Here is a 12793-nt window from a genome sequence, read left to right as displayed (position 1 = left end):
CTAGTGGTTCTGGGCGCCCGCGGACGCGTAGAGACAGACCGTGGCGGCCATCGCGAGGTTGAGCGACTCGGCCTTGCCGTAGATCGGCACGCGCACGACCTCGTCACACAGGTCGCGGATCTCGGGTTCGAGCCCCCAGGCCTCGTTGCCCATCACCCAGGCGTGGGTAGGCAGGAGGTCGACATCAGGCAGCATCGTCGTGCCGACGCCGTCGGCTGCCAGCACACGGATGCCGGCCGCGCGAAGCCTGGCCAGCGTCTCCTCCACCGGCAGCCCGGTCACCAGGGGCAGGTGGAACAGTGAGCCGGCGGTCGACCGCACCACCTTGGGCGCGTGCACGTCGACCGACGCGTCACTCACGAGGACGGCGTCGGCACCAGCCGCGTCCGCGCCGCGGATCACCGTCCCGGCGTTGCCCGGATCCCTGACATTCGTCAGCAGGACGAGTAGTCGGGGCCTCCGAGTGAGGACCTCGTCAAGGCTGGCGGTGACCACGCGGCATACCGCGGCAATCCCCTGGGGGGCAGGGGTGTCGCACATCGCTGCGAGGACGTCCTCGGTCACCTCGTGGAGGTAGAGGTCCGCCTCCTCGGCTCCGGCCACGATGTCGGCGTGTCGCGCGCGGGCCTCGGCGGTGAGGTACAGGTCCACCACCCGCTCGGGGTGGTGGACGACCACCTCGCGGACCGACTGCGGCCCCTCGACGAGGAACCGGCCGGTCTTGTCACGCACGGAGCGCCGGGACAGTGCCCGCACCGACTTCACCCGGTCGGCTCCCGGATTGGTCATCACGGGAGGTTCACGGTGGGTCGGCGGGGGCATGTCCCGGCGCTCGGAGGGTGCTTGGTCGATCAGGCCGACGCGGCCGCGGTCTCCGTGGTCGCCGGCACGTTGGCGCGGGCGATCTCGACAAGGGCGGTGAACGCCGCCTCGTCGTTGACGGCGAGCTCGGCCAGCATGCGACGGTCGACCTCGATCTCCGCGGCCTTGAGGCCCTGGATGAACCGGTTGTAGGTCATGCCGTTCGCGCGGGCGCCGGCGTTGATGCGCTGGATCCACAGGCGACGGAAGTCACCCTTGCGGGCGCGACGGTCACGGTAGGCGTACCCGAGGGAGTGGGTGACCTGTTCCTTGGCCTTGCGGTAGAGCCGCGAGCGCTGTCCGCGGTAACCGCTGGCGCGCTCGAGGACGACCCGGCGCTTCTTCTGGGCGTTGACTGCCCGCTTCACGCGTGCCACGTGAGTTCTCCTTGCTGTCTAACTGCTTGCGAGGCTGCTTGCTGAGCCCGGCCAAACAATGGGATGGGTGGGCTCGGCTACTTGCCGAGGAGCTTCTTGACCTTCTTGGCGTCCGGCTTGGACACCTCGACGTCGTTCGCGATCGAGCGGGTGTACCGCGAGGACTTGTGCTCGAGCAGGTGACGGCCATTGGCCTGCTCACGCATGACCTTGCCGGTGCCGGTGAGGCGGAAGCGCTTCTTCGCGCCAGAGTGCGTCTTCATCTTCGGCATGGGGCCGATCTCCTTGTGTTGGTGTGTAGCCGTGTGTCGTTCGTGCGTTGTGGATCAGGGGTGGAACGGGCCTCAGCTGGTCGGCTCGGTGGCCTTTGGCTTGGCCGCGGGCTTGGCCACCGGCTTGGCCGTGGCGGCCGGCTTCGCAGCGGGCTTCGCCGTGGCGGCCGGCTTCGCAGCGGGCTTTGCCTCAGGGGCCGGGACCTCAGCCTCGGGGGCGGCGGGGGCCTCTGCCTCGGGGGCGGCGGGGGCCTCTGCCTCGGGGGCGGGGACCTCAGCCTCAGGGGCGGCGGGCTCCGCGGCTGTCTCGACCGAGACGTCCTGTACCTGGTCGACCGGCGGGGCGTCGTGCACCTGGGCGGCGTCGTCCGCGTGAGCGGGGGTGGCCGACCGGGCGCGGCGCTGCTCGGCCATCGCCTCGGACTTCTTCTTGGTCGGGCCGAGCACCATGATCATGTTGCGGCCGTCCTGCTTGGGGGCCGACTCGACCGTGCCCAGCTCGATGACGTCCTCAGCGAGGCGCTGCAGCAGCCGGAAACCGAGCTCCGGGCGCGACTGCTCGCGTCCGCGGAACATGATCGTCACCTTGACCTTGTCGCCGCCCTTGAGGAACCGCTCGACGTGGCCCTTCTTGGTGCCGTAGTCGTGCGGGTCGATCTTCGGGCGGAGCTTGATCTCCTTGATGACCGTGTTGACCTGGTTCTTGCGCGCTTCGCGAGCCTTCAGTGCCGCTTCGTACTTGAACTTGCCGAAGTCCATGAGCTTGGCGACCGGAGGCTTGGCCATCGGGGCAACCTCGACGAGGTCGAGGTCAGCCTCGGCGGCCAGACGCAGCGCGTCTTCGACGCGCACGATGCCGACCTGTTCTCCGTTGGGGCCAACCAACCGCACTTCGGGAACCCGAATGCGGTCGTTGATGCGAGGTTCGCTGATGTTGGTGCTCCTCTGTTGGAAGTTCACTGCCCGTGAAAGTTCACTGTCCGGCCGCTGCAACGAAGAAAGGCTCCCCGTCGCCGTTGCGCGGGAAGCCTCACCTGATCCGGTTCACGAGTTCACCAAGGGCAGGTATGCCGCGTGGCTCGCGCCCACGGCATACGCCCTGCGTGACCTCGTTGACCCGGCAACCGTGAGGTTGACGCGGGTGGAAGCAGGTGCTGCTTCACTTGCACACCGGGCCCGGTGCTGGGTCACCCTCTCAGGTCACCCGACGATGGACACGGCCGGTCGATCTGCAAGGCTACCAGCGTGAGCACCGAATCTCCCAATTCCCCCGAAGGCCCCGACCTCGCCGCCACCAGTCACGAGCAGGCCACCCGCGACATCGCCGAGGTGCCGGCTGTCGAGGTCATCACCACCGCGGCCATCCACTTGATGAGCGCAGCTGCGGTCAAGTGCGGGCTGGCCGAGGGGCCGGACGCGGGCGAGCACCTCGACCTGGACGAGGCGCGGCGACTGATCAGCGCCCTGGCCGGGCTCATCACCGCGGCAGCCCCCGACCTGGGCAGCCAGCACGCCGCCCCGCTGCGGGACGGGCTGAAGTCGCTGCAGCTGGCTTTCCGCGAGGCCTCGGTGATCCAGGACCCGCCGGGCCAGGGGCCGGGCGAGAAGCTCACCGGTTCGGTCGTGTGACCCGGGCCGGCCCTCCCCGACGAAGGGCCGGGACCGCCAGCCCGAGCGCTCAGGCGTCGGCGGTGGCGCTCAGCCGCTGAGCGGCGCGGCGCTGCGAGGCTCGCCCTGACGTGGCCACGGCGCCGACGAGGGCGACCAGCAGCCCGATCACCGCGACGACGAGGAAGCCCGCCTGCCAGCCCTGGTGGTCGATGGCGACGCCCGCCATCGGTGCGCCCAGCGCCATGCCTCCGGTCATGAACGAGCCGTGCCACCCCATCGCCTCGCCGCGCGCGGCCCCCGGGACCACCCGGCTGACCTGGTCCACGGTCGCCGTGATGGTCGGGGCGCAGAACAACCCGGCCACGAAGGACAGGACTGCCAGCGAGGGCACGCCGTGGGCCAGCGCCATCGGTGCGCTGACCAGCGCGAGCCCGCCGAGCAGCCAGAAGGCTGAGACCGACTTCTGCAGCCCGCCGTAGACCAGGCCGCCCAGGAGGGAGCCGAAGCCCCAGACGGCCAGCACCCAGCCGATCGAGGACTGGGCGTCGAAGTCTCGCAGCGCGGCAACGATGGCGATGTCGGTACCGCCGAGCACGACGGTCGTGGCCGCGGCGGCCAGGCAGATGACGATGAAGGGTGCACGGAACCAGTCCGATCGCGCCACGCGCGGCACCGCAGCGCCGACGCCCTCGTCGTCCACGAGCCCAGCGTCCACCAGCCGGGCGTCCACCAGTCCCTCGTCGATCGGCTCGGCCGCCTCGTCGTGCATGACGGGGTTGGCGAACCAGAGCAGCACACCGGCCAGCACCCCGAGCATCTCGATGGCGAAGAGCACCCACTGGGTCGGCCAGAGCGTGGCGGCCCAGACCCCGGCAGCCGGGCCGACCATGAAGGACAGCTCGACGGCCACGGAGTCCAGGGAGATGGCCGTGCGCCGGTCGTCCTCGGGCACGGCGGCGATCACCGCCTGGCGGATGATCGAGAACGAGGGGATGACGAAGAGCCCGGCCAGTGCCGCGAGCCCCAGGAGCCACCAGTACGAGACGAAGGGCGCGATGGACCAGCAGACGGCCGCGACGACGATGGAGGGCAGGACCACGCGGCGCAGGCCTCTGCGGTCGAGGAGGCGGCCACGCCACGGCCCGCTGATGGCGATGGCGATGGTCGCCGCGGCCGACACCAGACCGGCTGCTGCGTAGGACCGCCCGAGGTGGGAGACGACGTGCAGGGTCAGCACCACTCCGCCGGCGAAGATGGGCATGCGCACCAGGAAGCCCAGCACCAGCGCCCGCCGCAGGGCGGCACTGGCGAGGACGCGGCGGTAACGGGCGTTGGCGAGCTGCACCCACCCACTGTGCCAGCCCGCACTGACAGTGGCCAAACCCTTTTTGCTCCTGTCATGAACCTGTCGCCCAGCGGCGGGAGTCCGCAGGCGGCAGACCCGCGCAGCGCTCCCCCGGGCCACTGCCGACGACTAGGTTGCCGACCATGACGATCTACCACCTTGCCGAGCCGGAGAAGTGGGAGCAGGCCCGCAGGTCGGGGAGCTACACCGAGTCGACGCGAGCTCGGACCCTGGCGCAAGAAGGCTTCATCCACTGCTCCTCCGAGCAGCAGTGGCCCGTCGTGCGCCGCTCGTTCTATGCGGACTACCCGGGGACGCTGCTGCTGCTCGAGATCGACCCGTCCCGACTCACCGAGCCCCCGATCGAGGAGATCGGCGACCCAGACACGGGCGAGACCTTCCCCCACCTCTATGCCGCCCTGCCGGCCGACGCCGTCGTGGCCGTCACCGAGCTCGCGCCGCCGCACGCCTGAACTGCGGGCGCCCTCAGGAGATCGAGAACGAGAGCCCGTCGATCCGGGCGCGGATCTCACCGTCGGTGGCGAGCCGTTCGCCGACCGCCGTGGCGACCGCCTGCACGGCGTCCGCGTCCAGACCCGGCACCAGCTGCAGCGTCACTCGGAGCACGCCTTCGCCCGGTGCCCCCGGGCCGATCTCGTGGGCGAGCACGGCGTCCTGCTCCCGGACCGCGTTGGCCACCGCTCGCCGCACCGTCTCGTCCTCGTGGGCCGGCAGCCACTCGCGCTGCTGGGCCAGCGCCCAGACCATGCTGGGTCGCAGGGCAACCGTGAGAGGGCCTGCCAGGTCGACCACCATCACATCGCACCGCTCGCTGACCGCGGCCTGCGCGGCCCTGGCTGCAGTCACCGGAACCGGCCTGGCTCCGGCGTCCCAGGCCGCGATGGCTGCCATCGACGAGAACACCGGGAGGGCCCGCGTGCCGTCGGGCGCGACGAGGGTCACCGCCGCCATGTCGGTCTGCTTCTCGACGGCGTGCTCGCCCGACGTGTCGACGGAGACGGGTTCGGCGACGATGGGCACGAGCAGACGCGCGGCTGCGACGGCGGTCATCAGGGCCACCTCGTCGAGCGGCTCCGCGAGTGCCCTCACCAGGGCCGCATCGGCCTCGCCCGTGTCGCCGTCGAAACCGGTGCCGGTGAGCTCACGACCGCCGAACGGGACCCCCGCGGAGTCGTGGGAGGTCACGGGCGACCCGCAACGTCGAGCGCGTCGGGCAGGGTGAACGCGCCACGGTAGAGCGCCGACCCGACGATGGCGCCCTCCACGCCAACGGGCACCAGGCCCCGGATCGCCTCGATGTCCTCCAGCGTCGACACGCCGCCCGACGCCACGACGGGGCGGTCGGTGCGCGCGCAGACGTCGCGGAGCAGGTCGAGGTTCGGGCCCTTGAGCATGCCGTCCTTGTTGACGTCGGTGACGACGTAGCGGGCGCACCCCTCGGCGTCGAGTCGGGCCAGGGTCTCCCAGAGGTCGCCACCGTCCTTCGTCCAGCCACGCGCAGCCAGGGTGGTGCCACGCACGTCGAGGCCGACGGCGACGCGGTCGCCATGCTCGGCGATCGCCCGCGCTGTCCACTCGGGATCCTCCAGCGCCGCTGTCCCGAGGTTGACCCGGCGACACCCCGTGGCGAGTGCCGCCTCGAGTGACTCGGCGTCGCGGATCCCGCCGCTCATCTCGACCTTGAGGTCCAGCCGGCCGACGATGCCCGCGAGCAGCTCGCGGTTGGAACCGCGCCCGAAGGCGGCGTCGAGGTCGACGAGGTGCAGCCACTCGGCGCCCTGCTCCTGCCACGCCAGCGCGGCCTCCCAGGGATCACCGAACTCTCCCCCGCTGCCGGCCACCCCCTGGACGAGCTGGACGGCACGGCCGCCCTGGACGTCGACGGCGGGCAGCAGCTCGAGTCGGGGTGCGTCGTTCATGCGGGATCCTCGGGTCGGGGTTCGGTCGGCGGCGTGGTGTCGGTCAACGGTGCCGTCTGGTTCGACGGCGTGGTTTCTGGTGGCGGCGGGGTGTCGTCCGCGGCTGTGGCGGCGTCGTGTCGCCGGCCCTGCACCAGCAGGTAGCCGCCGACGATCACGAGGGCCGCCATCACCAGCCCGATCCGCACCGGCCAGGACGCGCCGGCAAAGGCCGCCACCGCCAGCGTCGCCAGGCCCGCGCCGATCGTCGTGGCGACCTTGGGCTGGGCCCGCCGTCGCGTGGTGGTGCGCCGCGTCGTCCGACGCCGGGTCGTGCTGCGACGGGAGGTGCCGGCCGTGCTCGTCCTCTTGCGGGTGGTGGCCTTGCGAGCCGTGCTGCCCGCCGACCTGGCCGACTTGGCCGTCTTCTTGGTTGCGCTCACAGTGACTTCACCCAGTTCTGGAGGAGGGACAGGCCTGCGTCGCCGGACTTCTCCGGGTGGAACTGGGTCGCGGCCAGCGGTCCGTTCTCCACGGCCGCGACGAACCGTCCACCGTGGTCGGCCCAGGTCACCTTGGGGGCGACGGCGGCGAAGGCGCCGCTGGGCTCCTCCAGCGTCCAGGACTGCACGGCATACGAGTGGACGAAGTAGAACCGCTCGGACTCGACGCCGGCGAACAGCCGGCTCCCGGTGGCGACGTCCACGTCGGACCAGCCCACGTGCGGCACCACCTCTGCCTGGAGGCGGGACACCGACCCGGGCCACTCCCCCAGGCCGTCCTGGGGTGCACCGCTGGGTTCGTCGGACCCGTCGAACAGCACCTGCATGCCCACGCAGACGCCGAGCACCGGCCGTCCCCCCGAGAGGCGCAGGTCGATGACGACCGGACCGTCGGCGGCACGCAGCCCCGCCATGCAGGCATGGAAGTTGCCCACGCCGGGGACGAACAGTCCGTCCGCCGCGAGCGCTGCCGCGCGGTCACCGGTCAGCTCCACTTCCGCACCCACGTGTTCCAGGGCGCGCACCGCCGAACGGACGTTGCCACTGCCGTAGTCGAACACGACCACCCGGCTCATGAGTTCTCCTCGAGTTCGGTGCGGTGCCGTGCCTGCTCGGCCATCCGCGCGTCGAAACGGGCCACCGCCTGTGCCGTCGGTGCCACCACCTGGCCGCGCAGACCCACCCCCGGTCCGACCAGGTCCGAGCCCGGCAGGCCCAGGACGGACAACAGGTCGGTGATGACGCGGTCTGCGGTGCCGTTGCGCTCGGCCACGACCCGCATCACCGCACGCGGGTCCCCTGTCCGATCAGCCGCAGCCAGGAGGTCCGCCGGCCGGGCCAGCTCGAGCTGGGGGGCGCGCACCACTCCGGCGCCGGGCTCCCACACCAGCCACCGGGCGACGTCGCGCCACCCGGGCGCGTGGGAGGTCACCACGGCCCGGCCGTCAACGGTGAAGAACCCGAGGGCGCCTCGCAGCCGGCGTGGGACCGGGCGCGCGGCGAGGACGGCGAGGGCGTCGTCATACGGCGGTTCGGCGCGTGACCGGCGCTCGGTGGGCAGCACCGCGGTCCAGTCCCCGAGGGGGACCACCTGGCAGGCCACCAGGCCCCGGCGCAGCCAGGACGACACCGGCGCGGGGCCGCCGCTCACCAGGAGCAGTCCGCGCGCCTCCTGCGCGGGCTGCCACGGCACGCTCACGTGGAGAGGCTGCCCTTCGCGCTGGGTATGCCGCTGACCCGGGGGTCGCGGGCGACCGCGGCACGCAGGGCGCGGGCGACCGCCTTGAACTGGGCCTCGACGATGTGGTGCGGGTCGCGGCCCGACAGCACGCGCACGTGCAGCGCGATCCCGGCGCGTCCGGCGAAGGACTCCCACACGTGGCGGGTCAGCGAGCCGACGTAGGTGCCGCCGATGACGACGTAGGCCTGGCCCTCGGGCTCACCGGTGTGCACGACATAGGGGCGTCCCGCCACGTCGACGACGGCCTGGACGAGCGCCTCGTCGAGCGGGACCGTCGCGTCGCCGAAGCGCGATATGCCGCGCTTGTCGCCAAGTGCCTCGCGCAGCGCGTCGCCGAGCACGATCGCGACATCCTCGACGGTGTGGTGCGCGTCGACGTCGACGTCGCCGGTGGCCTTGACGCGGAGGTCGATCAGCGAGTGCTTGGCCAGGGACGCGAGCATGTGGTCGTAGAAGCGCACCCCAGTCGAGATCTCGGACTGGCCGGAGCCGTCGAGGTTGAGCTCGACCTCGACGCTGGACTCCGACGTCGAGCGGCTCAGCGATGCCGTGCGGTCACCGGGCTGGTTCCCCTGCGTCACGGTCTCCTGCGTCACGGTGCGCTCCTGTCCTGCTCAGGTCGGGCGATCTGCGCCACGGCGGCGAGGAACGCACCTGTCTCGTCCGGGGTCCCGGCCGTGACACGAAGATAGTGGGGAATGCCGACGTCGCGGACGAGGACGCCCCGGTCCAGCAGCGCACGCCAGGTCTGGGCGGCGTCCGCGAGGCCGCCGAAGAGCACGAAGTTGGCGTCGCTGGGCACCGGCGCCAGACCGAGCTCGGTGAGTCCGGTGACCATCCGGTCACGCTGCTCCTTGATCGCCTCGACGGTGCCGAGCATCTCCGGCGCGTGCCGCAGGGCCGCCAGGGCGATCGCCTGCGTGGGCGCCGACAGGTGGTAGGGCAACCGCACCAACCGCAGGGCGTCGATGAGCGCAGGGTCCGCGGCGAGGTAGCCCAGCCGGCCCCCCGCGAACGCGAACGCCTTGCTCATCGTGCGGGTGACCACGAGCCGGGGGCGCCCGTCCAGCAGCGTCAGCGCGCTGGGGGTGCCGGGGCGGGCGAACTCGGCGTAGGCCTCGTCCACCACGACCACGGCACGCTCGGCCGCGGCATACACGGCCTCCACCACGTCGAGGCCGAGCGCGGTGCCCGTCGGGTTGTTGGGTGAGCAGAGGAAGACGACGTGGGGATCGTGCTCGCGCACCTGCGCGACCGCGGACTCGACAGTCAGGTCGAAGGGGGTGCCGCCCTGTCCGCGCAGGCCATCCACCCAGGCGGTGCCGACCGAGGTGCTGATGATCGGGTGCATCGAGTAGGCCGGCGTGAAACCCAGGGCCGTGCGCCCCGGCCCGCCGAATGCCAGGACGACGTGCTGGAGCACCTCGTTGGAGCCGTTGCCCGCCCACACCTGGGCCGGGTCCACGGCAGTCCCCGACGACGACAGGTATGCCGCGAGCGCAGTCCGGAGGTCGGTGAACTCGCGGTCGGGGTACCTGTTCAGGCCAGCCGCGACCTCGGCAACGGCGGCCGTGATCTCGGCCACCACCGACGGCGGGACGGGGTAGGAGCTCTCGTTGGTGTTGAGGCGCACGGGCACGTCGAGCTGGGGTGCGCCGTAGGGGGTCCCACCGCGCAGGTCCTCGCGCAGCAGGCCCTCGATGCGGGAGCCGCCGAAGTCGGTCATCGTCCGGTCACGACCCGTCGAAGCGGACCTGGACCGCCTCGCCGTGGGCGGGCAGGTCCTCGGCCTGAGCGAGGGCGACAACGTGGTGGGCGACCTCCTGGAGGGCGGCCTCGGTGTAGCTGACCACGTGCACGCCGCGCAGGAACGACTGCACCGAGAGCCCGCTGCTGTGACACGCGCATCCACCGGTCGGAAGGACGTGGTTGGACCCGGCGACGTAGTCACCCAGGCTCACCGGTGAGTGTGGCCCGACGAAGATCGCGCCGGCGTTGCGCACGCGCTCGCTGACCGCGGCGGCATCGGCGACCTGCAGCTCGAGGTGCTCGGCGGCGTAGGCGTTGACGACGGCCAGACCGGCGTCGAGGTCGTCCACGAGGACGACTCCCGACTGGGGTCCGGTGAGCGCCTCGCGGACGCGCTCTGAGTGCTTGGTGGTGGCGACGCGGTCCTCGAGGTCGGCCTGCACCGCCTCGACCAGGGCCACCGAGGCAGTCACCAGGACGGAGGCAGCCTGCGGGTCGTGCTCGGCCTGCGAGACCAGGTCGGCGCTGACGTGGGCAGGCAGTGCGGTGTCGTCGGCGAGGATCGCGATCTCGGTCGGGCCCGCCTCGGAGTCGATGCCGATGACGCCCTTGAGGTAGCGCTTGGCAGCCGCGACGTAGATGTTGCCCGGTCCGGTGACGAGGCTGACCGGGTCGCAGACCACCGTCGCCCCCTCGGCGCCGGTGGTGTCCTCGAAGCCGAAGGCGAACGCCGCCACCGCCTGGGCGCCGCCCACGGCATACACCTCGTCGACGCCGAGCAGCGCGCACGCGGCGAGCACCGTCGGGTGGGGGTAGCCGGTGAAGGCGCCGGAGTTGTCGCGCTGCGATGGGCTGGCGACGGCCAGCGAGCCGACACCGGCGATCTGGGCCGGGACGACGTTCATGACGACGCTGGAGGGGTACACGGCGCGTCCACCCGGGACATAGAGACCGACCCGGTCGACCGGGATCCACCGCTCGCTGACCTCGCCGCCAGGGACGACGGTGGTCGTGGTGGTGGTGCGGCGCTGGTCCTCGTGGACGATCCGAACTCTGCGGATGGCCTCGTCGAGGGCGGCCCGCACCTGCGGGTCGAGGGACTCCAGGGCCGCCTCGAGCACGGCCACGGGGACGCGCAAGGTCGTCGGGCGGACGCCGTCGAACCGCTCGCCCAGCTCGTAGAGCGCAGCAGCACCACGGTGACGGACGTCCTCGCAGATCGGCCGGACCGTCTCGACCGCGGCGGCGACGTCGAACTCCGCCCTCGGCAGCAGGTGACGCAGCTCGCGGACGCCGAGCGGCCGGCCGCGCAGGTCGATCGTGGAGAGCATGGGTCAAGTCTAGGTCGGGCCCACTGGGCGACCCGGTGTGGTCTCAGCCCCCGGTCTGTGCGGAGGACCGTTCGACTGCGGAGGCCTCCCCGGCCTCCCCAGCGTCCCCGGTCTCCTCCTCGCCTGCATCACCAGGGCCAACAGCGCCCTGACTCGCGACGGCCCGACTCCCTGCGCCCTGACTCACTGCGCCCTGACTCACTGCGCCGTGGCTCGCGGCGGCGTGGCCCACTGCGTCCTGGCCCACACCGGCCTGGCCCACCCCGGCCTGACGGGCTGCGGCCAGTCGGGCCACCGCCTGGGCAGCCCCGCCCTGCCGGACGGTGAAGGTGGCCTCGACGCTGCCAGCGAGCTCCTCCTTGGGCCACCGGGCCGCGAGCAGCACGAGCACCCCCAGCGTCACGACGGCACAGATGCCGACCGACGCCGCGGGTGAAGTGCGCTCGGAGACCCAGCCGGCGGCAAGGAAGCAGGCGCCCGTGACGCCCACGGACAGCGCCCCTGCGAGCCCGAACACCCGACCTCGCATGGCGGTCGGGACCAGCAGGGTGAAAGCAGCCTGCAACGGCAGCATGTAGCACTGCAGGGCGCCGCAGAGGAACCACGCGGCGCCCACCACGACGAGCGGCGGCTCGAAGATCGTCGCGAGCAGCGGCAGTGGAGTGAGCAGAGCAAGGCGCATGACCAGCGCAGACTGGCGCTCGGCGGGCAGCCGCCCGATGATCAGGAGGCCGACGACGGCCCCGAGGATCGGCGCAGCCATCAGCAGGCCGCCCCAGTTCGGCGACGGGCTGTGCTGGGCGGCGTAGGGCAAGGCCACCGCTTCGGGCGCCGCAATGGCCAGTGCGCTCGCGAGCGACAGCATGAGCATGTAGGTCAGCACCCGGCTGGATCGGATCTGGCGCCAGGCCTGGCCGACGTCGCCGACCAGGCCGGAGAGTGGTGCGTCGTCGACCTTCACGATCGACTTCGGCGGCCGGACCGCCATCAGGATGACAGCGCCGACGAGGAACGTGGCCAGGTCCAGCACCAACGTCTTGGTGTCGCCCACGAGGCCCACGATGGCGCCGCCGATGGCCAGGCCGATCGCCTGGTTGACCTGGGCGGCGAGGGTGGTCAGCCCGAATGCCCGCGCATAGAGCCGACGGTCCGGGAAGATGTCGGTCAGCAGCATCTGGCTGGCGGTCACGGCAGGGCCGCCGACGAACTCCAGGACGGCGACGAGCACGAGCACGAGCCACAGGGACTCGGTGACCGACACCGCCACGATGAGCACGCCGACCAGGGCCGCTCGGATCAGATGGGTCCCGACGAGGCAGACGCGCGGCGGCATCCGGTCGCACAGGGGCGAGAGGAGCGCCCGGCCCAGGATGCTCGGCACCAGGGAGACCGCGAAGGTCGCGGCCGTCGCCAACGCCGAACCCGTCCACGAGTAGACCACTGCAGCCACGGTGATGCGGGCGATGTAGTCGCCCCACGTCGAGAGCGTCGCGACCAGGAAGACAGGCAGGAACACCGGGGTGCGGAGGACCTCGGAGAACGAGGGGACCGTGACGGAGTCGTCCCTGCCCGTGGCCATGCGCCG

At 71.8% G+C, this 12793-nt stretch carries 16 protein-coding genes; 2 read left to right on the top strand and 14 right to left on the bottom strand.

Annotated elements, in window-relative coordinates; translation table 11 throughout:
• From AC1DS4_RS01370 to infC, 4 genes are all read right to left on the bottom strand, one after another.
• Window positions 1-792 carry a TrmH family RNA methyltransferase gene (locus tag AC1DS4_RS01370; RefSeq protein ID WP_477632019.1) on the bottom strand — a complete coding sequence of 264 codons (792 nt, stop codon included), beginning with the start codon at window positions 790-792 and terminating at the stop codon, window positions 1-3.
• Between the two features lie 59 nt (window positions 793-851).
• Window positions 852-1238, bottom strand: coding sequence for a 50S ribosomal protein L20 (gene rplT / locus AC1DS4_RS01365; protein ID WP_140737333.1), 387 nt, complete (start codon window positions 1236-1238; stop codon window positions 852-854).
• A 77-nt stretch (window positions 1239-1315) separates the two neighbouring features.
• Window positions 1316-1510 (bottom strand): 50S ribosomal protein L35, encoded by a 195-nt coding sequence (gene rpmI, locus AC1DS4_RS01360; RefSeq protein WP_179422513.1) that lies wholly within the window; start codon window positions 1508-1510, stop codon window positions 1316-1318.
• Between the two features lie 72 nt (window positions 1511-1582).
• Window positions 1583-2401, bottom strand: a complete 819-nt coding sequence (gene infC, locus AC1DS4_RS01355) for a translation initiation factor IF-3 (protein ID WP_477632018.1) — start codon at window positions 2399-2401, stop codon at window positions 1583-1585.
• 354 nt (window positions 2402-2755) lie between these two features.
• Here infC and AC1DS4_RS01350 point away from each other — a divergent pair, with 354 nt between their 5' ends.
• Entirely contained in the window at window positions 2756-3139 is a 384-nt protein-coding gene (locus AC1DS4_RS01350) for a DUF1844 domain-containing protein (RefSeq protein WP_477612653.1), read from the top strand.
• A gap of 49 nt (window positions 3140-3188) precedes the next feature.
• On the opposite strand, the gene AC1DS4_RS01345 is transcribed toward AC1DS4_RS01350, so the two are convergent.
• Window positions 3189-4466 (bottom strand): MFS transporter, encoded by a 1278-nt coding sequence (locus AC1DS4_RS01345; RefSeq protein ID WP_477624710.1) that lies wholly within the window; start codon window positions 4464-4466, stop codon window positions 3189-3191.
• A 143-nt stretch (window positions 4467-4609) separates the two neighbouring features.
• On the opposite strand from AC1DS4_RS01345, the gene AC1DS4_RS01340 reads away from it, so the two are divergent.
• Window positions 4610-4939, top strand: coding sequence for a DUF952 domain-containing protein (locus AC1DS4_RS01340; RefSeq protein WP_477624709.1), 330 nt, complete (start codon window positions 4610-4612; stop codon window positions 4937-4939).
• A 13-nt stretch (window positions 4940-4952) separates the two neighbouring features.
• Here AC1DS4_RS01340 and AC1DS4_RS01335 read toward each other — a convergent pair whose 3' ends face one another.
• The 9 genes from AC1DS4_RS01335 to AC1DS4_RS01295 are packed head-to-tail and all read right to left on the bottom strand — an operon-like array spanning window position 4953 to window position 12787.
• On the bottom strand, window positions 4953-5672 hold the full coding sequence (locus AC1DS4_RS01335; protein ID WP_477624708.1) for an SseB family protein: 720 nt from the start codon (window positions 5670-5672) through the stop codon (window positions 4953-4955).
• On the bottom strand, window positions 5669-6406 hold the full coding sequence (priA, locus tag AC1DS4_RS01330) for a bifunctional 1-(5-phosphoribosyl)-5-((5-phosphoribosylamino)methylideneamino)imidazole-4-carboxamide isomerase/phosphoribosylanthranilate isomerase PriA (protein WP_477624707.1): 738 nt from the start codon (window positions 6404-6406) through the stop codon (window positions 5669-5671). Before priA ends, AC1DS4_RS01335 begins: the two co-directional genes overlap by 4 nt.
• Entirely contained in the window at window positions 6403-6828 is a 426-nt protein-coding gene (locus AC1DS4_RS01325; RefSeq protein WP_477624706.1) for a hypothetical protein, read from the bottom strand. Before AC1DS4_RS01325 ends, priA begins: the two co-directional genes overlap by 4 nt.
• Window positions 6825-7463, bottom strand: coding sequence for an imidazole glycerol phosphate synthase subunit HisH (hisH, locus tag AC1DS4_RS01320; protein ID WP_477632017.1), 639 nt, complete (start codon window positions 7461-7463; stop codon window positions 6825-6827). Before hisH ends, AC1DS4_RS01325 begins: the two co-directional genes overlap by 4 nt.
• A complete protein-coding gene (locus AC1DS4_RS01315) occupies window positions 7460-8086 on the bottom strand; it encodes a hypothetical protein (RefSeq protein ID WP_477624704.1) in 627 nt (208 codons plus the stop codon). The genes hisH and AC1DS4_RS01315 overlap by 4 nt, the downstream gene beginning before the upstream one ends.
• A complete protein-coding gene (gene hisB / locus AC1DS4_RS01310) occupies window positions 8083-8724 on the bottom strand; it encodes an imidazoleglycerol-phosphate dehydratase HisB (RefSeq protein ID WP_477624703.1) in 642 nt (213 codons plus the stop codon). Before hisB ends, AC1DS4_RS01315 begins: the two co-directional genes overlap by 4 nt.
• Window positions 8721-9854 (bottom strand): histidinol-phosphate transaminase, encoded by a 1134-nt coding sequence (locus tag AC1DS4_RS01305; protein ID WP_477632016.1) that lies wholly within the window; start codon window positions 9852-9854, stop codon window positions 8721-8723. The genes hisB and AC1DS4_RS01305 overlap by 4 nt, the downstream gene beginning before the upstream one ends.
• Before the next feature lie 7 nt (window positions 9855-9861).
• Window positions 9862-11208, bottom strand: coding sequence for a histidinol dehydrogenase (hisD, locus tag AC1DS4_RS01300; protein ID WP_477632015.1), 1347 nt, complete (start codon window positions 11206-11208; stop codon window positions 9862-9864).
• Between the two features lie 43 nt (window positions 11209-11251).
• On the bottom strand, window positions 11252-12787 hold the full coding sequence (locus AC1DS4_RS01295) for an MFS transporter (RefSeq protein WP_477632014.1): 1536 nt from the start codon (window positions 12785-12787) through the stop codon (window positions 11252-11254).
• Between the last annotated feature and the right edge of the window lie 6 nt (window positions 12788-12793).

The organism is Pedococcus sp. P3_C7 (assembly GCF_056402615.1).
This window is presented reverse-complemented; position numbering and strand designations above follow the sequence as displayed.

Coding starts and splice junctions, on each gene's coding strand:
- rpmI (WP_179422513.1), bottom strand. CDS start 1,510: ATGCCGAAGATGAAGACGCACTCTGGCGCGAAGAAGCGCTTCCGCCTC.
- AC1DS4_RS01340 (WP_477624709.1), top strand. CDS start 4,610: ATGACGATCTACCACCTTGCCGAGCCGGAGAAGTGGGAGCAGGCCCGC.
- priA (WP_477624707.1), bottom strand. CDS start 6,406: ATGAACGACGCACCCCGACTCGAGCTGCTGCCCGCCGTCGACGTCCAG.
- hisH (WP_477632017.1), bottom strand. CDS start 7,463: ATGAGCCGGGTGGTCGTGTTCGACTACGGCAGTGGCAACGTCCGTTCG.
- AC1DS4_RS01305 (WP_477632016.1), bottom strand. CDS start 9,854: ATGACCGACTTCGGCGGCTCCCGCATCGAGGGCCTGCTGCGCGAGGAC.
- hisD (WP_477632015.1), bottom strand. CDS start 11,208: ATGCTCTCCACGATCGACCTGCGCGGCCGGCCGCTCGGCGTCCGCGAG.
- AC1DS4_RS01295 (WP_477632014.1), bottom strand. CDS start 12,787: ATGGCCACGGGCAGGGACGACTCCGTCACGGTCCCCTCGTTCTCCGAG.